Annotated in this window: 18 protein-coding genes and 1 tRNA gene; 11 read left to right on the top strand and 8 right to left on the bottom strand. The window is 76.0% G+C overall.

What is annotated here, in order from left to right:
• Entirely contained in the window at positions 1-1,608 is a 1,608-nt protein-coding gene (locus tag ACIBCJ_RS07220) for a dynamin family protein (RefSeq protein WP_362095008.1), read from the bottom strand.
• A gap of 329 nt (positions 1,609-1,937) precedes the next feature.
• On the opposite strand from ACIBCJ_RS07220, the gene ACIBCJ_RS07215 reads away from it, so the two are divergent.
• Together ACIBCJ_RS07215 and ACIBCJ_RS07210 are read left to right on the top strand one after the other, a co-directional pair.
• A tRNA-Arg gene (locus ACIBCJ_RS07215) sits at positions 1,938-2,013 on the top strand.
• Positions 2,014-2,200: 187 nt separating this feature from the next.
• On the top strand, positions 2,201-3,187 hold the full coding sequence (locus tag ACIBCJ_RS07210) for a D-2-hydroxyacid dehydrogenase family protein (RefSeq protein WP_365979275.1): 987 nt from the start codon (positions 2,201-2,203) through the stop codon (positions 3,185-3,187).
• 24 nt (positions 3,188-3,211) lie between these two features.
• On the opposite strand, the gene ACIBCJ_RS07205 is transcribed toward ACIBCJ_RS07210, so the two are convergent.
• A complete protein-coding gene (locus ACIBCJ_RS07205) occupies positions 3,212-3,829 on the bottom strand; it encodes a DUF2087 domain-containing protein (RefSeq protein ID WP_362095005.1) in 618 nt (205 codons plus the stop codon).
• Between the two features lie 188 nt (positions 3,830-4,017).
• Here ACIBCJ_RS07205 and chpF point away from each other — a divergent pair, with 188 nt between their 5' ends.
• On the top strand, positions 4,018-4,287 hold the full coding sequence (gene chpF / locus ACIBCJ_RS07200) for a chaplin ChpF (protein WP_362503901.1): 270 nt from the start codon (positions 4,018-4,020) through the stop codon (positions 4,285-4,287).
• A 191-nt stretch (positions 4,288-4,478) separates the two neighbouring features.
• Here the strand turns inward: chpF and ACIBCJ_RS07195 are convergent, their stop codons facing one another.
• From ACIBCJ_RS07195 to chpG, 6 genes are all read right to left on the bottom strand, one after another.
• The gene (locus ACIBCJ_RS07195; RefSeq protein ID WP_362094999.1) at positions 4,479-5,345 is read right to left on the bottom strand and encodes a tyrosinase family protein; all 867 of its coding nucleotides are present in this window, start codon (positions 5,343-5,345) and stop codon (positions 4,479-4,481) included.
• Positions 5,329-5,922, bottom strand: a complete 594-nt coding sequence (locus tag ACIBCJ_RS07190) for a tyrosinase cofactor (RefSeq protein ID WP_365979074.1) — start codon at positions 5,920-5,922, stop codon at positions 5,329-5,331. The genes ACIBCJ_RS07195 and ACIBCJ_RS07190 overlap by 17 nt, the downstream gene beginning before the upstream one ends.
• A gap of 124 nt (positions 5,923-6,046) precedes the next feature.
• Positions 6,047-6,562 carry a hypothetical protein gene (locus ACIBCJ_RS07185; protein ID WP_362094993.1) on the bottom strand — a complete coding sequence of 172 codons (516 nt, stop codon included), beginning with the start codon at positions 6,560-6,562 and terminating at the stop codon, positions 6,047-6,049.
• 171 nt (positions 6,563-6,733) lie between these two features.
• On the bottom strand, positions 6,734-7,036 hold the full coding sequence (locus ACIBCJ_RS07180; RefSeq protein ID WP_052838084.1) for a hypothetical protein: 303 nt from the start codon (positions 7,034-7,036) through the stop codon (positions 6,734-6,736).
• A gap of 206 nt (positions 7,037-7,242) precedes the next feature.
• Complete coding sequence (locus tag ACIBCJ_RS07175) at positions 7,243-8,082, bottom strand: hypothetical protein (protein ID WP_362503895.1); 840 nt, start codon at positions 8,080-8,082, stop codon at positions 7,243-7,245.
• A gap of 286 nt (positions 8,083-8,368) precedes the next feature.
• Positions 8,369-8,608: a chaplin ChpG gene (gene chpG / locus ACIBCJ_RS07170; protein ID WP_007449696.1), complete on the bottom strand. Its 240-nt coding sequence runs from the start codon at positions 8,606-8,608 to the stop codon at positions 8,369-8,371.
• A 277-nt stretch (positions 8,609-8,885) separates the two neighbouring features.
• Between chpG and ACIBCJ_RS07165 the strand changes: the two genes are divergently transcribed.
• Genes ACIBCJ_RS07165 through ACIBCJ_RS07130 form a run of 8 tightly spaced genes read left to right on the top strand, consistent with a single transcriptional unit; the run spans position 8,886 to position 18,627 of the window.
• Positions 8,886-10,358 (top strand): glycosyltransferase, encoded by a 1,473-nt coding sequence (locus tag ACIBCJ_RS07165; RefSeq protein ID WP_365979073.1) that lies wholly within the window; start codon positions 8,886-8,888, stop codon positions 10,356-10,358.
• Complete coding sequence (locus ACIBCJ_RS07160) at positions 10,355-11,797, top strand: sugar transferase (RefSeq protein WP_365979072.1); 1,443 nt, start codon at positions 10,355-10,357, stop codon at positions 11,795-11,797. Before ACIBCJ_RS07165 ends, ACIBCJ_RS07160 begins: the two co-directional genes overlap by 4 nt.
• A 6-nt stretch (positions 11,798-11,803) precedes the next feature.
• Positions 11,804-13,123 carry an O-antigen ligase family protein gene (locus ACIBCJ_RS07155; RefSeq protein ID WP_365979071.1) on the top strand — a complete coding sequence of 440 codons (1,320 nt, stop codon included), beginning with the start codon at positions 11,804-11,806 and terminating at the stop codon, positions 13,121-13,123.
• Entirely contained in the window at positions 13,120-14,856 is a 1,737-nt protein-coding gene (murJ, locus tag ACIBCJ_RS07150; protein WP_365979070.1) for a lipid II flippase MurJ, read from the top strand. The genes ACIBCJ_RS07155 and murJ overlap by 4 nt, the downstream gene beginning before the upstream one ends.
• A 31-nt stretch (positions 14,857-14,887) precedes the next feature.
• Positions 14,888-15,577 (top strand): polysaccharide deacetylase family protein, encoded by a 690-nt coding sequence (locus ACIBCJ_RS07145; RefSeq protein WP_365979069.1) that lies wholly within the window; start codon positions 14,888-14,890, stop codon positions 15,575-15,577.
• Positions 15,578-15,587: 10 nt separating this feature from the next.
• The gene (locus ACIBCJ_RS07140) at positions 15,588-16,754 is read left to right on the top strand and encodes a glycosyltransferase (RefSeq protein WP_362095563.1); all 1,167 of its coding nucleotides are present in this window, start codon (positions 15,588-15,590) and stop codon (positions 16,752-16,754) included.
• Entirely contained in the window at positions 16,751-17,479 is a 729-nt protein-coding gene (locus tag ACIBCJ_RS07135) for a lipopolysaccharide biosynthesis protein (RefSeq protein ID WP_362094974.1), read from the top strand. Before ACIBCJ_RS07140 ends, ACIBCJ_RS07135 begins: the two co-directional genes overlap by 4 nt.
• 20 nt (positions 17,480-17,499) lie before the next feature.
• Positions 17,500-18,627 carry a GNAT family N-acetyltransferase gene (locus ACIBCJ_RS07130; RefSeq protein ID WP_365979068.1) on the top strand — a complete coding sequence of 376 codons (1,128 nt, stop codon included), beginning with the start codon at positions 17,500-17,502 and terminating at the stop codon, positions 18,625-18,627.
• Positions 18,628-18,666: the final 39 nt, after the last annotated feature.

Raw genomic sequence — 18,666 nt, 5'->3', positions numbered from 1 at the left:
TCACCTCTCCTTCTGCAGTACGGACAGCGCGGCGATCAGCTCTGCCTGCGGTTCGGGGTGCACGTCCAGGCTGTCGAGCGGCGCCAGCCTGCGCTCACGTTCGGCGTGCATGACCCGGTCGACGCTTTCGTCGAGCAGCCGCCCGCCCCGGTCGCGCAGCCGAAGCGCGCCGTGGGCGCCGATCCGCTCGGCGAGCCGCTCACCGGCGGCCCGCGCGCGCCGCCCGCCCAGCAGCACGGTGGCGACCAGGCCGGCCACCACGCCGGGGTCCGGCGCGAGGTTGCGGTCCAGCTCGCGCACCTCCTCCTCGGCGTACTCCTCCAGCTCGCGCCGCCACCGCCGTACGGCCATTCCGATGCGGTGCTCGGCGCTCTCCGGGGCGGGGGCGGGGGCCGCGAGTTCGGGGGCGCCCGCGGCGGGTTCGTCGCGCCAGGCCCCGTCGACGCGTTCGTCGGCGGCGGTGACGGCGCACAGCAGCAGGGTGCTCAGGCTCTCCACCAGCGAGTCGAGCAGTTCCTCCGGGGAGCAGTCGAGGGGGAAGGCGCGCCAGCGCTTCAGCGCGTCCCCGGCGAGTACCGCGCCCGCCTGCAACCGCCCCCGTACGCGCGCGTGCTCGCTGTCGTAGGCGCCGTCGACGGCGGCGGTGAGCCGCAGCGCGGCGGCGTACTGCGCGGCGGTGGCGCCTGCCAGCTCCGGCATCCGGGACTTCAGCGAGTCCAGGATGCCGTGGGCCGTACGGGCCATGGCGTCGTGCCGGGCGTCGAGTTCCTGCGCCCGGTGGACGAGCCAGGCCCGCAGCGGCGCCACGGCGCTGGCCGGCAGCAATCCTCCGCCCCAGGCCGACTCGGGCAGTTCGGGGACGGTGAAGCGGGGCACGTCGCCGAGCCCGGCCTTGGTGAGCAGTGCCGCGTACTGCCGCGACACCTCGGACACCACCTGGTGGGGCACCCGGTCGAGCACCGTGACCAGGGTGGCGTCGTACTCCTTGGCGGTGCGCAGCAGGTGCCAGGGCACCGCGTCGGCGTACCGGGCGGCCGTGGTGACCATCACCCAGATGTCGGCGGCGCAGATCAGCTCGGCCGCCAGGACGCGGTTGTCGGCGACGAGGGAGTCGATGTCGGGCGCGTCGAGGAGGGCGATGCCGGGCGGCAGGGTGTCGGCGGTCTCGACCCGCAGCACGCGCGCCGGGTTCTCGCCGGGCAGCAGCAGGTCCTCGTCCGGGTCCCGGTGGGGCACCCACACGCGCGTGAGGTCGGGCAGCACCCGCATACCGCTGAACCAGTGGTGGTCCTCCGGGTGGCACACCAGGACCGGTGTGCGGGTCGTGGGCCGCAGCACACCCGCCTCGCTGATCCGGCGCCCCACGAGGGAGTTCACCAGGGTCGACTTGCCGGCGCCGGTGGATCCGCCGACCACGGCGAGCAGCGGCGCCTCGGGCTCTTTGAGGCGGGGCATCAGGTAGTCGTCGAGCTGTGCGAGCAGTTCGTCGCGGTTGGCACGCGCGCGTGGGGCCCCCGCCAGCGGCAGCGGGAAGCGTGCGGCCGCGACACGGTCGCGCAGGGCGGAGAGTGCGTCGAGCAGCTGAGGCCGTACGTCCAAGGTCACCACATGGGAAGAATGCCCAATTTTGAGGGAATTCTGAAGCATATGAGCATGATGAGCATGTCTGCGTGCCGACCGGACACTCCGGACGGAAGGGACTACCGGGACGCGAGCGGAGTCCAGGCATAACGAGTGGACAACACCCGATGCGCGAGACGCCAAAAGCGATGCACGATTCGTAACTGCCTGCGATTATCGGGATCGCTTCACCGAACCTCCACATCAAGCCACGGAGGGGAAGCGTCCGGGACATGGAACCGGGAGCCCTATCCTTGTCCCCGGCGAGGTCACGGACCGGCCCACACCGGGCACCGCGACCGAGACCACCACACCAGGCCCCCGTAGCTCAGTGGATAGAGCAGGCGCCTTCTAAGCGCTTGGCCGCAGGTTCGAGTCCTGCCGGGGGCGCCACCGACACGCCGTCCGTCGGCGACGTCGCGCACGGGCGGGTGACGAGCGTGGGCGAGGTCTCCTCCGCCCCCGCCAGGGGCGCACCCGGGTGCCCCTCCCCGGACCGGAACGGGTGTGGCACGATCGGCCCTTGATCGTGGCTCCCGCCGGGGCGCCACCGCTCGTTTGGCGGGAGGGACCGGACGACGTGCGACTGCGCTGCGCGGTGCTCGACGACTTTCAGCGGGTGGCGACCGAGATCGCCGACTGGACACCGCTCGCGGACCAGGTCGACATCGTCTCCTACGACACCCACTTCGCGGACGAGGACGCTCTCGCCTCCGCACTCGCCGACGCCGACATCGTGGTCACGTTGCGCGAACGCGTGGCCTTCCCCGGTTCGCTGATCGCGCGCCTGCCCCGGCTGAAGCTGATCGTCGCCTCCGGCATGCGCAACAGCGTGATCGACTACGCCGCCGCCGAGGCGCACGGCGTCACCGTCTGCGGTACGGCGTCGTCCTCGGCGCCGCCCGTCGAGCTGACCTGGGCCCTGCTGCTCGGCCTGGCCCGCGGCATCGTCCAGGAGGGCAACGGGCTGCGCGAGGGCGGCCCCTGGCAGCAGACGGTGGGCGCCGACCTGCACGGCCGCCGGCTCGGGCTGCTCGGCCTGGGCAAGATCGGCGGCCGGGTGGCACAGGTCGGCCTGGCCTTCGGCATGCGGGTGAGCGCCTGGAGCCAGAACCTCACCCGGGAGCGCGCCGACGAGGTCGGCGTCGAACTGGCCCCCTCCAAGGAAGAGCTCCTGCGCGAGGCCGACTTCGTCTCCGTCCACCTGGCGCTGGGCGAACGCACCCGCGGTCTGCTCGGCCCCGCCGAACTGGCCCTGCTCAAGCCGACCGCCTACCTGGTCAACACCTCGCGCGCGGCGATCGTCGACCAGGAGGCGCTGCTCGCCGCGCTGCACGAGGGCCGTATCGCCGGCGCGGGCGTGGACGTCTTCGACACCGAGCCGCTGCCCGCGGGGCACCCGATGCGCACCGCCCCGCGCCTGCTCGCCACGCCCCATCTGGGCTATGTCTCGCACGCCAACTACGCCACGTACTACGGCCAGGCCGTCGAAGCGATCGGCGCCTACCTCGCCGGCTCCCCCGTACGGCGGCTGCCCGTGCCCCCGGCCGGCCCGGGTCCGGCGTAGGGACCGCTCGGGCGTAGGGACGGCTCAGGCGGTGTCCGTCCTGGCTCCGTCCGCCGGGCGCGTGTAGATGCCGTCGCTCCGGCGCAGGTGGCCGAGGTCCACCAGGTGGCGCCGGAGCGTCACATGGTCGACCTCGCCGTCCTCGCACCACGCGCGCAGCTTCTCGTCGACGGTGCGCTCCGGGTACTCCACGCCGGGCGCGAAGGTCTGCTCGGCGATGTGCCGCAGCACCACCTTCTTGCGCGTCCAGCGGGCGGGGAGGCGGACCAGCCGGCCGTCCCTGACGAAGGTCCGCACGACGATGCCCGCCGGGCCGTCGTCACCCGTCAGGGACGGGTCCTGGGCCGCCTCCGGTGCCGGGCGTCCCGCGCGGGCCAGCTCCCTGAAACGGTCGTGGGCGACGACGAGTCCGCCGTCGCGGCCGGACACCACCACGCCCTGGTCCCGCAGTCGGCGCAGCGCGCCGGCCGTGTCCTTCGCGGAGAGGCCGGCCGCCCGGGCCACCTGCGCGGCGTCACCGGCGCCCAGCGCCACGGCCGCGAAGGCCCGCACCCGGTCCTCCTCGGAGAAGAGGGCGGCCAGCGCGGCCGACGCGGACGGTTCGGGGGCCTTGGCGGACGAGTCGGATCGGTCGTTCGGCATGCCTGGAGGCTAGTGGACCCACTGGTGCGCACGGCAGCGGTTTTCCGCCGGGCGCCGCCGCCGACGACGCGCGTTCAAAACGGGTGATCGGCGCATTCCCCCCGTGACCCGCTGCGACCGGGTGCGTTGAACCGGCAGTGCGGCGGCACGTCCAGCCGCCGCGCTCCCCGAGTCAGAAGGAGAACGTGATGTCTCGCATCGCGAAGGCCGCCGGCATCGCCCTCGGCGCCGGTGCCGTGGTGCTCAGCGGCACCGGCATGGCCATGGCGGACGCGGGCGCGGCGGGCGCGGCCGTCGGTTCGCCCGGCGTCCTGTCCGGCAACGTCGTCCAGGTCCCGATCCACATCCCGGTGAACGTCTGCGGCAACACCATCGACGTGATCGGCCTGCTGAACCCGGCCTTCGGCAACACCTGCGACAACGGTGACGACGACAAGAGCGGCGGCTACGGCAGCTGATCCCCCGCCAGGCACCGAGGAGCCCCGGCCTTCCCGGCCGGGGCTCCTTCCGTTTCCGTCTCGGGCCCCGCCCCGGTGCCGTCGTGGGTCCCGTCCCAGATCCCGCCGCGTCGCGAAGTCCCGGACCCGCCGCCCCGCCGCCCCGCTCAGGCGTACCGCCACCCCGCCGTCCCGCCGCCCCGCCGCCCCTCTCAGGCGTACCGGTAGATCCGGCTCACGTCCTCCAGCTCGTCCGGGGTCACGTCCCACGGTGGCAGCTTCTCGTGCCGTGCGACGATCCGACCGCGCTGCGCGCTGCCCCGGGCGGGCGGCTCGGCGGGCAGGTACCGGGCGCCGCGGTGGCGGGCCTGCCAGCGGGACCACTGGAGGTCGACGAAGGCGTGGTGCAGCCAGAACACCGGGTCGTTGACGGAGGCGCCGCCGACCATGGCCCCGCCGACCCAGCGGTGCACGCGGTTGTGATTGCGCCAGGAGACGCTGCCGCGGCCGGTGCCCCACCCCTCCAGCTTGTTGCGGAACCCCTTGCGGACCGTGGAGTCGTAGGGGGAGGTGTCGTACTTCGGGTCGTCCAGCGCCCACTGGAGGTCCTTCTTCGTGGGCAGGGCGAGGGGATTGCCGGCGCGTCCGAGGTCCCGGGTGAGGTACTCGGTGTCGGTGACGTTCTCCTTGAGGGTCCAGTCACCCCCGGCGTGGGCGAAGGGGCCGGTGGTGACCCGGTGGTCGGAGCGCCGACCGGTGCCGCCCAGCAGATCTGCCGTCCAGGGGGTCGACTTGGTGCCGCGGTCCTTCGTCCAGTCCCAGTACGGCACCGTGACCGACGAGTCCACCCGGCGCAGCGCCTCCTCCAGGTCCAGCAGGAACCGACGGTGCCAGGGCAGGAAGGACGGCGCCATGTGCGCCGTACGCAGTCCGTTCTCGCCGTCGGAGACGTAGTACTCGATGTGGACGCGCACGAACTCGTCGTACTCGCCGCGGCGTTTGATCTCCAGCAGCGCGTTGACGAACCGCCGCTTCTCGGTGCGGGTCAGCGTGCTGACGTCCTTACGCGTGTACGCCATGCCGCCCCCCGGAGTGCTGGTCGTGGCCGCTTGACGGCGTGTCGCGCAGGTGCTCGCCGGGGCCGAGTTCGTCGACGGCGCCACGGGCCGCCGCGAGCGGCGTGGGGTACGACCGGTAGTGGTCGACCATGCTGAGCCAGCTGCCGTCGGCCCGGCGCATCAGATGCAGCGGCCGGCCGTCCACCGTGACGTGCCAGGTGCCGGCGCCCACGGCCCGCCCGGCGGCGGAGCGGATGCCCTGAATGCGCCGGCCGCGGTAGGTCTCGTCGAAGGAAGTCCCCCCGGCGTCCCCGGCATCCCCGGTGATCTCGGCGGACCCCGCGTCTCCGGAGTCCCCGGTGTCCTCGGCGTCCCCGGTGCCGCCGCTCTCCGTGGCCCGGGAGGGCCGGGAGGCGGCGATCAGCGGTGCCAGTCCGACCGCCAGGGCCGGGGCGAGCAGCCCTCGCATCAACTGCCGCCGGGTGCCGGACGCCGGCCCGCCCGCCGTCGCGCCCTCCCCGGTGATCTCGTGTTCCCCCGCCCGCTGCGCACCGCCCGCAGCCGCGCCGTTCGCTCTCGTGTCCGCGCTGACGACCATGGCTCACTCCTCGTCCGGTTCCGTCGGTCCGCACCGCTAACCGATCGGCGGGCCCCGCGGTCACCGCCACGGGGCCAGTCGGAGCACGGCCGCTGCGCCGGGCGAGGTCGCCGGGCCGGTACGGCTACAGCCCCGGCCCGACGCCCAGGTCGGCCACCGGCACCGTCCGGACCACCGGGGCGAGCAGGCCGGCCTCGGGAAGCTTGGGCGACGGCAGGCCCAGGGCCGCCGGGTTCGGCGCGGTGAGCGGGGCGTCCAAGGACAGTCCCGGCGCCAGGGTGCGCAGTTCGGCGGCGGGGGCGTCGACGGCGGCGTGGTCGAAGTCGTCGCCGAGGACGCGCGGCAGCGGCTGGCGCAGGTCGACGCCGGGCAGGCCGCCGCTCACCGGCAGCTGCGGCAGGGTCCGCTCCGGCAGCATCCGGCCCTCGACGTACCGCGGGCCCTCGGGGGCGCCGGCGGTCGGCACGGGCAGCTCACCGGCCACCTCCGGCAGTTCCATGCCGAGGGCCGTCTCCGCGCCGCCCAGCGGCACCGGTACGGGAATCGCACCGGCCGCGGCGGCGGGGGTCGCGGCGGCGCCCACGGCGGCGGCCACACCGGTGACCAGGGCGGCCAGGGTTCGTCTGGTGGTCGGCTTCATGACAGGCACGGTCCCTTTCGAGAAGGCGGGGGGTACGGCTTCGGGAAGACGGGAGAAGGCGAAGAAGGGGCGGGACGGTACAGCGAGGTCGGAGCGGAGAAGCGGAGAAGCTGAGCGAGCGCGGCGGGGCGGAGGCGAGGTGTGGCGGGGCGTGGTGAGCCGCGCGGTGGCTCAGCCGCCCAGCGGGAGGCCGCCCAGCAGGCCGCTCGCCGAGTTCAGCTTGGTGGTCGCGCCCTTCACCGTGTGCAGCACGGAGTCCTTGTTCTCGGTGTCCAGCGCGTCGGACCGCGCCTCCGACTGGTGCTTGATCGGCATGACGTCGATGGGCTCCGCGGTCAGCGCGTTCACGGCGCCGTTGAGGCTGGTGGGCGTGAGGGCGGCGGCGTCGGAGGCGTCGTAGGCGAACGCGGGCACGGCGGAACCGGCGGCGACCAGGGAACCGGCGACGACGGCGGCGGCCTTGAGGGACTTCATCGTGTTCCTTTCTTCGGCGACCCGTGGCGGACCCGTGTCACCGGAGGGATTGCTGACGCCCTCCCTAACGACCTGCGGCGGACCCGGAAACTCCGCCGTCCGGAAGACATATGAGATCTCCGGACGGCCGTGGCCCGGACAAACGCGAAGGCCGTCGCGGCTCCGCTGAGGGAGGCGCGACGGCCCGGGGACGTCCGGTGACGGCGTCAGGAGGGGTTCGCCGGTGCGGCGGCCTCCGGCGTGGCCGCCTCGGGGGCGGTGGCCTCCGGCGCGGTGGGGACGCCGGGCAGACCGGCCAGGTCGGCGGCGGGCAGACCGTTGCCGACCATCGTGGCGGCCACGACGTTGACGATGCCCGTCATCACCTCCTTGACGGCCGGGCTCACCTGGTCGGCGGAGCCGGAGGTGGTGGCCTTGACCAGGGCGTCGATCCGCTTCTGCAGTTCGGCCTGCGCGCTCGCGGAGAGGTCGGGGGCGGCGGCGGTGCCGTCGTCGCTCTGCGCTGCGACGGGCGCCACGGCGGGCGCCACGGCCGGGGCGGGCAGCGTGACCGGTGCGGGCAGGGTGACCGGCGTGTCGTCGGTCCCGGCCTCGGGCGCGGTCACGGCCGGCGGCTGGGCCGGAGTGGTCGCGTCCGGAGTGGTCGTGCCCGGGGCGGTCGTGCCCGGGGCGGTCGTGCCGGGTGTGGTCGCGTCCGGAGTGGTCGCCGTGTCGTCGGCGTCCGCGTCCGCCGCGTCCGCTTTGGCGAGGGCGTCCTTGACGGCGTCGGAGAACGTGGCCGCGTCCGTGGCGGAGAGCTGGCCGCCGTCGGCCTTGAGGACGGCGGTGAGCAGGTCGGTGACCGGTGTGAGCACTCCGCCGAGGCCGGCCAGGCCGGCGACCTGGTTCTGCAGTTCCTCGGCGTCGGGGAGGGGGGCGTGGGACGCCGCGTGGGTGCGTTCCCGGACCGAGTCGCCGTCGGCCGCCATCACCGCCGGACCGGAGAGGCCGACCAGCAGGCCGGCGCAGAGGGCGGAGGTGGCGATTCGCCGTGCGGGCAGACGCATGGGGGTTCCTTTCGGTGGTGCGTCGGATCTTGGACCCACCGTGGAATCGCCCGTGGCGCTCTGCAACCGAGGCGTGACCGGGCGGTGACCGGGCCGGTCCGCCCGCCTTCTTCCCGCCCGGCGTCCTGCCTGGTGAGACGGGCGGTCAAGGCCCGTGCGCCGTGTCGCTGCCCGGTCCCCCCATTCGGGGCAGCGCACCGCCGTCCGCGCCGCACACGCGAACCGGCCGCCCGTTCGCGGAGGAACCGCGGTACGGACGGCCGGTGCGGAGAGTTGCCAGCCGACGTCAGTCGTTCTCGCACTCGTTGCCGAACGCCGGGTTCAGCAGGCCGATGACGTCGATGGTGTTACCGCAGACGTTGACCGGGATGTGGACCGGGACCTGCACCACGTTGCCGGACAGGACGCCCGGGGAGTGGGCGGCGGCGGCCTGCGCGCCGCTGTCGGCGGCGGCGACACCGGCGGTGCCCGCCACCGCGGCGGCGGCGACGGAGGTCAGGGCCAGGCCCTTCGCGATACGCGACATGGAGAAGTGCTCCTTGGGGTTGTACACACATCCGGGCGGCTGCCCGGCGCAGTGTCAACGCGTGGCGCGGGCCTGAGTTGTGCCGCCAAAGGGGTGATCTCGCGAGAACCCTGGATTCACCAATCCAACACACTTACCCGGTTTCGACGTATTAGTACGGATAGCAGCTAGAGTCCCACACCATTCGACGCACCCGTGTGCCGCGTCGCGGCCGGCGCCCCGCGGTCGGGCGCCTTCCCGCCCGTCCCGAGCAATCCCCGTGAGCGAGGAAACGCGCATGCACCTGCCAGCGGCCGGTTTTCGGCCACGGGTTCTGCACCTCACCCAACCGGTGGACGGCGGGGTCGCCCGGGTGGTGACGGATCTGACACGCGCTCAGCTCGCCGCCGGGCTGCACGTCGCGGTCGCCTGCCCCGGCGGGCAACTGGCCGACCGGCTGCGCGCACTGGGCGCCGACGTACGGCACTGGCCCGCGACCCGCCCGCCCGGTCCCTCGCTGGTACCGGAGGTACGACGGCTCGTACGCGTGATCGACGACGTGCGGCCCGATCTGGTGCACGCGCACAGTGCCAAGGCCGGTCTCGCGGGGCGGCTCGCCGTACGGGGCCGGGTCCCGACGGTGTTCCAGCCGCACGCCTGGTCGTTCGAGGCGGTCGGCGGGGCTCCCGCACTCCTGGCGCTCGGCTGGGAGCGCTGGGCGGCGCGGTGGGCGGCGCGGACGGTGTGCGTGAGCGAGGCGGAACGCGCGCGGGGGATGCGCGCCGGGCTGCCCGGCCCCTGGGCGGTGATCCCGAACGGCATCGACCTCGCCCGCTTCGACGCCACCGCGCCCTCTCCCGCTCCCGCTCCCGACGACGAAGACACCGGCGCCTACACCGACACCGAGGCGCCGGTCGCCGCTCCCGGCGCCCCGGCCGTGTCCACCGCCCCGGCCGACCCGGCCGTGTCCACCGCCCCGGCCGACCCGGCCGTGTCCGCCGACCCCGCCGATCCTGCCGACCCCGCCGGTGCACGGCTGCGGCTCGGTGTCGGTCCGCAGACTCCGTTGGTGGTCTGCGTGGGGCGGCTGTGCCGGCAGAAGGGGCAGGACCTCCTGCTGGACGCCTGGGAGGCGGTCCTCGCGCGCGTGCCCGGCGCCCGGCTGGTCCTGGTCGGTGACGGCCCGGACCGCGCCCGGCTGGCCGCGCGGGCCCCGGCGTCCGTGCGCTTCACGGGGGCCGTCGCCGACGCCGCCGCCTGGTACCGGGCCGCCGACCTGGTCGTCCTGCCGTCGCGCTGGGAGGGCATGGCGCTGGCCCCGCTGGAGGCGATGGCCTGCGGACGGCCCGTGCTGGTGACCGACGTGGACGGTGCCCGTGAGGGCCTGCCGCCCGCGCTCGTGCCGCACTGCCTGGTGCAGCCCGGGGACCCGGCGGCGCTGGCCGACGCCGCCGCCGCACTGCTGCTCGACGCCCCGCTGCGCGCGTCGCTCGGCCGCCGGGGGCGGGCCCACGTCCGGTCCGCCCACGACGTACGGCACACCGCGACGGCGGTCGCGGCCCTGTACGGCGAACTCCTCGCCGGCGTACGGCCCGCGGCCCCGGCGCACATCCGGCCCGCGGCCCCGGCGCACACCCGCGTCGGCGGCACCGGCCCCGGCGGCTGCGCCGTGTCCTCCGCCGCGCCGCGTCCTCTCCCCGGCGGCAGGTTCCCGGCCTCGGGCCGGTCGGCCGTCGTGCCCATCGAGTGCAGGGAGTCCACCCACCCGTGAGCGCGGAAAGCACCGTCCCCTCCCCCGCCGGCCAGGCACGCGGCCTCGGCTCCTCGCCCGTCGCGGTGCTGCCGCAGCGCGACGGCACCGGAAGTCCCCGGCTGCCCGCCGGACGTCCCGCGGCTCGGCGGGGCTCCTCGCTGGCGCTGCTCGTCGCGGACGGCGCGGCGGCCCTGCCGGGTTCGCTGGTCCTCACCGGTGCCCCGCACCGACCGCTGCTCGCGGCCCTGCTGGTGGCCGCCTCGCTGCTGCTGCGCCCGCGGCCGGTCAGGCCGCCGGCCGGCGCGCTGGACGACCTGCCCGCGCTGTGCGGCCGCACGGCGGTGGTGTGGCTGGTGCTGGCGGCGCTCCTCGCGGCGTACGCGCCGCGGCACGCGCTGTCCGCGCCGGTCCTGGCCGCCGGTTTCCTGTTGCACGCGGTGAGCGGGTGCGCCGGCCGGGCCGCCGTGCACCACAGGCACCGTGCGGCGCTGGTGAACCGTCCCCGCGCCGCCCTCGTCGTCGGGCCCGTCGCGACCGCGCAGCAGGTGGCATCGGCGCTGTTGCGCCACCCGCGCTGCGGCCTGCGCCCCGTCGGGATCGTCACCGACGACCCGGGCGGCACCACGACCCTGCCCGTGCTGGCCACGGACGAGGAGGTACGGCGGGCGGTCGTGCAGAACGGCGTGCGGGACGTCCTGGCCGTGGATCCCTCGGTCCGGCCCCGGCAGGCGGCGCTGCTGGGCACGCTGGCCGAGTCGGGCTGCGCGGTGTGGGAGCTGGACGCCGAGCCTCCCGTCCACGCCGGCGCCCCGTCGTACCCGGCCGGGGACCGGATCGCCGCCTACCCCTGCCGGCGTCTGGAACCGGTGGCGGCGCGGCCGGGCGGCGCGGGCAAGCGGGTGCTCGACGTGACGGTGTCCGGGGTGCTGTTGCTGCTGCTGAGCCCTCTGCTGCTGGCCTGCGCCGCGACGCTGAGGGTGGTGGGCGGTCCGGGTGTGCTGTTCCGGCAGGAGCGCGTCGGGCAGGGCGGTAGGCCGTTCACCCTGCTGAAGTTCCGCACGCACCGCCCGGCCGACGAGCACGAGTCGGCGACCCGGTGGAGCGTGGCGGACGAACGCCGGATGCCGTGGTTCTGCCGTTTCCTGCGGCGCACCTCGCTGGACGAGCTGCTCCAGCTGTGGAACGTCTTCCGGGGCGACATGAGCCTGGTCGGCCCGCGGCCCGAACGCCCGTACTTCGTGGCGCGGTTCAGCCAGACCTACCCCGGTTACGCCGCCCGGCACCGGATGCCGGCCGGGATCACGGGGCTGGCGCAGATCAACGGGCTGCGCGGCGACACCTCCATCGAGGACCGGGCCCGCTTCGACAACGCGTACATCGACGACTGGTCGCTGTGGCGGGACGTGTGCATCCTGCTGCGCACGGCCGTGGCACTCGTGCGCCCCACGGGGAGCTGAGCCGAGGTGAGCAGTCCCGCCCTGCCGCTGTGGTCCGCGGTGCGCCTGCGGCGGCCGCCGCCGGTGCTGGCCGTGGTCGCGGTGGTCGCCCTGCTCGCCCTGCCCGTCGCCCCCGGCGACGGGGGCGGCGCGCACCCGGCCGACGCGGTCTCCGCGCTGGCGGTGCTGTACTGCGCGCTGCGGCTGGTGCGGGACCGGCGGCGTCCGCTGACCCGTGCGGCCGCGGTGGTCCTCGGGCTGCCCGTGCTCGGGCTGGCCGTGGCCGCCGCCGGCGCCCTCTCGCCGGGGGCCGGGCTCGGCGGACTCGGACGGTACCTCCAGGTCTTCGTCCTGGTCCCCGCAGCCGTACTGCTGCTGGTCCGCGACCGCGCCGACGTGACGCTGCTCGCCTGGTCGATGACGGCGCTCGCGGTGTGGCAGGGGGCGGTGGGCGTGCACCAGTACGTCACCGGGACCGGCGCCTCCTACCAGGGTGAGCCGATCCGGGCGGTGGGCACCTTCGGGCCGCAGGACGTGATGGGGATGGCGACCGTGGTCTCGCTGGGACTGGTCTGCGCCCTCGGGCTGGCGCTGGGGAGGGGACCGGCCCGCCGGCGGCTGCTCGCCGCCGGGTGCGGGCTCGCCCTGCTGCTGCCGCTCGCCCTGTCGTTCAGCCGCGGCGCGTGGATCGCGACGGCGGTGACGTGCGCGGTGCAGCTGCTGCTGGCCGGGGTGCGCAGGGCGCTGGCGGTGGCGGCGGCCGTGGTCGCGGCGGCGGTGGTGCTGGTGGGCGGCTTCGGGGTCGGCACGGCGATGCTCCAGGAGCGCCTCGGCAGCATCACGCGGGTCGCCGACGCCCCCGACCAGTCGGTGACCGACCGCTACACGATGTGGGCGGCGGCGGCCGGCATGTGGCGGGAGCGGCCGCTGACCGGCGTGGGACTCAAGGGCTTTCCCGAACACCGTGACGCGCACGCCTCGTTGGCGCTGTCTTCGGGCAGCGAGACCGACGGCGCCGGTGCCGGGTACCGCAGGCAGCCGCTGCTGTCGCCGCACAACATGTACCTGCTGGTGCTGGCGGAGCAGGGGCTGATCGGGCTGACCGCGCTCGCCGGGAGCTGGCTGGCGCTGCTCGTCCTCGGGCTGCGCAGGCTGCGCGGCGCGCGGCGGGCCGAGGGGACGGCACCGGACTGCGCGTTCGTCGCCTGCGGGCTGCTGGTGTGGCAGCTGACCGACTTCGCGTACGCCGACATCGGCGGGCCGTCGACGGTGCTGACGGCGGTGTGCTTCGGGCTGGCGGCCTGGTGGGCGCTCGGGTCCGCCGCGCGGGAGGTGCCGGGACGGTGACGACGACCGGTCCGCGCACGGCCGCCGAGGCGCCCCGCGCCCCCGCCAGGCCCACCCCGCCGCACCCCGGGGCCGCGCCCGCTCCCGAGGTCCGGTCCTCGGGCCGTTTCCTCGCCCGGGCCGCCCTCGTCACCGCCCTGCTCTCGGTCGCCGGGTCGGTGCTCGGGCTGGTCCGGGACCAGGCGCTGGCGCGGCTGTTCGGGGCCGGCGGCGAGACGGACGCCTTCCTGGTGGCGTGGACGGTGCCGGAGTTCGCGGCGACGCTGCTGATCGAGGACGGGCTGGCCTTCGCGCTGGTCCCGATGTTCAGCCTGGCCCTGGCCCGCCGCGCGCGGGGCGCCGCCGGGGACCCGGTCCGTGCGTTGGTCGCCTCGACCCTGCCCCGGCTGGCCCTGGCCTTCGGCGCGGCCGGTGCGCTGGTCGCCGCCGCCGCGCCCGTGCTGGTCCGGGCCCTGGCGCCGGGGCTGCCCGACCATGCCCTCGCCGTGGACTGCACCCGGCTCACCGCCACCTGTGTCCTCAGCTTCGGGCTCGCCGGGTACTGCAGCGCCGCGCTGCGGGCGCACCGGCGCTTCCTGGCCCCGGCGGCGATCTACGTCGCCTACAACACCGGCATCGTCACGGCGATGTTCGTGCTCGGCGGACGCTGGGGGGTGCGTTCGGCGGCGGTGGGGGTCGCGGTGGGCGGGTTCCTGATGGTGGCGGCGCAACTGCCCTCGCTGCTGCGGCGGCTGCGGCGGGAGGGCGGCGAGCCGCCGACGGCGGCGGCCGAGGACCCCGCCCGTCCGCTCGCCCTCGCCCTGTTCACGACCGTCCTGCTGTTCGCCCTGTGCCGCCAGTCCCAGGTCCTCATCGAGCGCTTCCTCGCCTCCGGGCTCCCCTCCGGGGCCATCTCGCACCTGAACTACGCGCAGAAGGTGGCCCAGATCCCGATGACCCTGTCGCTGATGCTGTGCACGGTCACCTTTCCGGTGGTCGCCCGCGCGCTGGCCGACGGCGACACGCGGCGGGCCCGCGACCGGGTCGAGCGGGACGTGGTGCTGGCGTCCTGCCTGGTGCTGCTCGGCGCGGCCACCGTCGTCGCCTGCGCACCGCAGATCATCGAGCTGCTCTTCCACCGCGGCGCGTTCACGGCCGCCGACGCGGCGGCGACGGCCGCCGTCATGCGCGTGTACGCCCTCGGGCTGCTCGGTCAGACCGTGGTGGGCGCGCTGGCCCGCTCCTACTTCTCGGCCGGCCGCGCCTCCTGGTACCCGTTCGGCGCGATGGGCGTCGGCGTCGTGGCCACCGCCGTCGTCGGCGCCTGCTCGGTCGGGTCCTGGGGCGTGACCGGCATCGCCGCCGCCAACGCCGCCGGCATCACCGTCACCGCCGCCCTGCTGCTGGCCGGCATGGGCCCGCGCAGCGTGCCGGTGCGCGTGCCGCGGGTCCTGGCCGGCCTGGGCCGGCCGGTGCTGGCGGCGGCGGTGGCGACCGGCGCGGGCGCGTGGGCCGCCGACCTGGTCACCTGCGCCGCGGGCCGGTCGGCGGGTGCCGCGCAGGCCGGCCTGTCGCTGGCCGTGGGCGCCGCGACCGTCGGCGGTGTCTTCGTCGTCCTCGGCCTGGCCCTGGACGTCCAGGGCCTTCGCCCGGCCCTGCGGACGGTCCGCCCCGTCCGCTTCCCCCTCCCCGTCACGCAAAGGCACCCGCATGGCCCTGCACGCTTCCGGTTCCCCTTCCGCAACGACCGCTGACGCCCGCCCCGGCGCCGTCCCCTGGGTGGCGATGTACCACTCGGTCGGGGACTGCTCGGACGACCCGTACCGCATCACCGTCACGCCCGACCGGCTGGACGCGCAGCTGGGCTGGCTGCGGCGGCGCGGGCTGCGCGGCGTGCCGGTCGCCGAACTGCTGGCCGCCCGCGCCCGGGGCGGCGGCCGGGACCTGGTGGGGCTGACCTTCGACGACGGGTACGCCGACTTCGTCGAGCACGCCCTGCCGTGCCTGCGCCGCTGGGGCTGCGGGGCGACCCTCTTCGTGCTGCCGGGCCGGCTCGGCGGCGACAACGCGTGGGACCCGCTGGGCCCGCGCAAGCCGCTGCTGACCGCCGACGGCATCCGCCGCGCCGCAGCCGAGGGCGTGGAGATCGGCTCGCACGGCCTCACCCACGTCGACCTGACCACGGCGGACGACGCCACGCTGGCCGCCGAGACCGCCGGGAGCAGGGCCCGGCTCACGGAGCTGACCGGCACCCCGGCCGGCGGCTTCTGCTACCCGTACGGCACGGTCGACGCCCGCGCCGCCGACGCCGTGCGCGCCGCGGGCTACTCCTACGCCTGCGCCATCGACCCCGGCCCGCTCACCGGCCCGTACGCCCTGCCCCGCGTGCACGTGGGCCAGCGGGACACCCCCGTACGGCTGCTGTTGAAGACCCGGCTGCACCGCCTGCGCCGCCGGGCCGCGGCGGGAGTGTGAGGTGACGGACGTGAAGGCCCTGCACATCATCACCGGCCTCGGTGTCGGCGGCGCCGAGCAGCAACTGCGGCTGCTGCTGCGGCACCTGCCCGTCGACTGCGACGTCGTGACGCTCACCAACCCCGGCCCGGTCGCCGAGGGGCTGCTGGCCGACGGCGTGAACGTCGTCCACCTCGGCATGACCGGCAACCGCGACGTGGCCGCGCTGCCCCGGCTGGCCCGGCTGATCCGCACCGGCGGCTACGACCTCGTGCACACCCACCTCTACCGCGCCTGCCTCTACGGCCGCCTCGCCGCCCGGCTGGCCGGGGTCCGCGCGGTCGTCGCCACCGAACACTCCCTGGGCGACTCCCAGATGGAGGGCCGCCCGCTCACCCCGGGCGTCCGCGCCCTCTACCTGGCCGGTGAGCGCCTCGGCAGCGCCACGGTCGCCGTCTCCCCCACCGTCGCCGACCGGCTGCGGCGCTGGGGGGTGCCCGCGCCCCGCATCGAGGTCGTCCCCAACGGCATCGACCTGGCCCGCTTCCGCTTCGACCCGGTCCAGCGGCTGCGCACCCGGCGCCGCCTCGGCCTGCCCGAGGGCGCGTACGTCGTCGGCGGCGTCGGACGGCTCACGGCGGCCAAACGGTTCGACGTCCTGGTCCGCGCCCTGGCCCTGCTGCCGCCCGACTGCTGGCTGCTGCTGGTCGGCGGCGGCCCCCAGGAGCACCTGCTGCGCCGCACCGCCCGCGAGGCCGGGGTCGCCGACCGCGTCCTGCTCACCGGCGAGCGCCCCTACCTCCCCGACGGCTCCCCGGGCCCCGACCTGCCCGCCCTCGCCGCCGCGATGGACGTCCTCGCGTCGCCGTCGCGGGAGGAGGCCTTCGGCCTGGCCGCCGTGGAGGGGCTCGCGTCCGGGCTGCCGGTGCTGTACTCCTCCTGCCCGGCGATCGAGGACCTGCCGCCCGGGTCCGCGCCCGGGGCCCGGCGGGTCGGCGGCGGCGCCGCGGAGTTCGCCCGCGCCCTCACCGAGACCCGCGCGTCCGGCGGTCCGGTCCCCGGCACGCGCACCGCCCCCGAGGCGGCCCGGCACTACTGCGTCACCCGCAGCGCCGCCCGGCTGATGGACGTGTACGCGACCACCCTGACGCAGCCACTGCCCCCGTCCCCGGCACCCCAGGGAGTCAAGTCCGCATGACCGAGCCCCTCACCCAGTCCCCCGCCGAGCCCGCCACGGACCTCGCGCCCGGCCCGCCCTCGCGCCGGCACCGCACCCGGGCCGCCCTGCGTCGCGCCCGGCGCCGCAGCCTGCTCCGCCTGCGCTCGCTCCCGCCCTGGTCCCCGCTCGCGGCCGGCGTCGTCGCCGGCGGGCTGCTCGGCGCCGGGTACGGCCTGCTCACCACCCCGCAGTACACGGCGACGAGTTACGTGGTCGCCGTCCCCGCCGACGCGTCCGACCCGTCGTCCGCGCTGGGCTTCGCGCAGGCCTACGGCCGGGTCGCCACGCAGCTCGCGGTGCTCGGGGACGCGCAGATGTGGGCCCACGTGCCGGTGGCGACGCTGGAGCGGAGCGTGCGCACCGCGACCTCGCCGGACGCGCCGATGGTCTCGGTGACGGCCACCTCCGCCGACCCGGAGGAGGCCGCCGACATGGCCAACGCGGTCGCCCGCGCCCTCACCCGGCACGCGGACGCCTCGGCCGACGACACCCACGTGGAGCTGCGGCAGTTCGCCCGGGCCACCGAGCCCGGGGAGCCGTCCTCGCCGTCCGCCGCCGTGACGGGCCTGGTGGGCGCGAGCGCGGGCGGTCTGCTCGGCGGGCTGGCCCTGCTGGTCCGGCCGCGCCGCACCGCCCCGGGGTCCGGCCCCGCGGCCGCCGTGCCCGGACCGGCGTCGGCGTCGGACGCCCGCGGGCAGCTGTGACGTACCCGAGGCAGCCGCGCGTGGACGCGTTCCCGCCCGGGTACACGGTCGAACTGGTCACCGACGAGCGCGTCTTCGCGGGGCTGGCCCCCGAGTGGCGGCGGCTGTACGACCGGTGTGCCGCCGCGACCCCGTTCCAGAGCCACGCCTGGCTGCTCTCCTGGTGGCGTGCGTACGGCTCGGCCGGGCGGCTGCGCCTGGTGCTGGCCCGCGACGGCCGCGAACCGGTGGCCGCCGCGCCGCTGATGCTCGTACGGCACCCGGTGCCTTCGCTGGTGCCGCTGGGCGGGGCGATCTCGGACTACGGGGACGTCCTGCTGGACGACGAGCGGGGCCCGGACGCGGAGGCCGCGCTCACCGCGGGCCTGGCGGCGGCGGCCCGCACGGCGCTGGTCGACCTGCGCGAGGTACGGCCGGGCGCCGCGGCCGAACGGGTCTACGCCCGCTGGCGCGGACCCCGGCGCCGGCTGGCCGACTCGCTCTGCCTGGAGCTGCCCGCCGTACCCATGGACGAGCTGGTCGCCCGGCTGCCCTCGGCCAAGGCCAGGCAGCGGGTCCGCGCCCGGCTGCGCCGGCTGGACGCGCTCGGCGTCAAGAGCCGGCCCGTGCTGCCCGAGGAGACGGACGCGGCGCTGCGACGGCTCCTCGAACTGCACCGGTTGCAGTGGCGGGGGCGGCAGGTGACCGGCGAGCACCTGCGCGGCCGCTTCCGTGAGCACCTGGTGCGGGCGGTGGGGCCGATGGTGCGCGCCGGGGACGCGGTGGTCACCGAGTTCCTGATGGACGGGGAGGTGGTGGCCGTGGACGTGACGCTGCTGTCGCGCCGGCTGGCCGGCGGTTATCTGTACGGCGCCCACCCCCGGCTGCGGGAGCGGAAGGCGGACGTGGCGGTGATGCTGCTGGACGCGTGCGCCGAGCACACCCGGGCCCCGGGGCGCGGCACGCTGAGCCTGCTGCGGGGCGACGAGCCGTACAAGCACCACTGGCGTCCGGAGCCGGTGCCGAACCAGCGGCTGCTGCTGGCCCGCCGCCGCACGGCCCCGCTGCTGGCGGCGGCCCTGGGCGACGCGGCCGCGCGGCGCCGCGGCAAGGAGCTGCTGCGGCGGCGGGCCGAGCGGAGGGAGGGCGGCGGTGGCGGAGGAAGCTGACCGGCCCCCGGGCCACCGCCCGCTCCGCCCCCGCCGCAC

Origin of the sequence: Streptomyces sp. NPDC051136, assembly GCF_044455745.1 — a bacterium.
In the GTDB taxonomy this organism is placed as follows: Bacteria; Actinomycetota; Actinomycetes; order Streptomycetales; family Streptomycetaceae; genus Streptomyces.
The sequence above is the reverse complement of the archived record's forward strand: the minus strand, read 5'-3'. Positions and strand labels throughout refer to the sequence as shown.

Bases quoted from the DNA above. Each gene is read 5' to 3' on its own strand.
- ACIBCJ_RS07135 (WP_362094974.1), top strand. From the start codon at position 16,751: ATGACCGAGCCCCTCACCCAGTCCCCCGCCGAGCCCGCCACGGACCTC.
- chpG (WP_007449696.1), bottom strand. From the start codon at position 8,608: ATGTCGCGTATCGCGAAGGGCCTGGCCCTGACCTCCGTCGCCGCCGCC.
- ACIBCJ_RS07205 (WP_362095005.1), bottom strand. From the start codon at position 3,829: ATGCCGAACGACCGATCCGACTCGTCCGCCAAGGCCCCCGAACCGTCC.
- ACIBCJ_RS07175 (WP_362503895.1), bottom strand. From the start codon at position 8,082: ATGCGTCTGCCCGCACGGCGAATCGCCACCTCCGCCCTCTGCGCCGGC.
- ACIBCJ_RS07180 (WP_052838084.1), bottom strand. From the start codon at position 7,036: ATGAAGTCCCTCAAGGCCGCCGCCGTCGTCGCCGGTTCCCTGGTCGCC.
- ACIBCJ_RS07185 (WP_362094993.1), bottom strand. From the start codon at position 6,562: ATGAAGCCGACCACCAGACGAACCCTGGCCGCCCTGGTCACCGGTGTG.
- chpF (WP_362503901.1), top strand. From the start codon at position 4,018: ATGTCTCGCATCGCGAAGGCCGCCGGCATCGCCCTCGGCGCCGGTGCC.
- ACIBCJ_RS07190 (WP_365979074.1), bottom strand. From the start codon at position 5,922: ATGGTCGTCAGCGCGGACACGAGAGCGAACGGCGCGGCTGCGGGCGGT.
- ACIBCJ_RS07145 (WP_365979069.1), top strand. From the start codon at position 14,888: ATGTACCACTCGGTCGGGGACTGCTCGGACGACCCGTACCGCATCACC.
- ACIBCJ_RS07195 (WP_362094999.1), bottom strand. From the start codon at position 5,345: ATGGCGTACACGCGTAAGGACGTCAGCACGCTGACCCGCACCGAGAAG.
- ACIBCJ_RS07165 (WP_365979073.1), top strand. From the start codon at position 8,886: ATGCACCTGCCAGCGGCCGGTTTTCGGCCACGGGTTCTGCACCTCACC.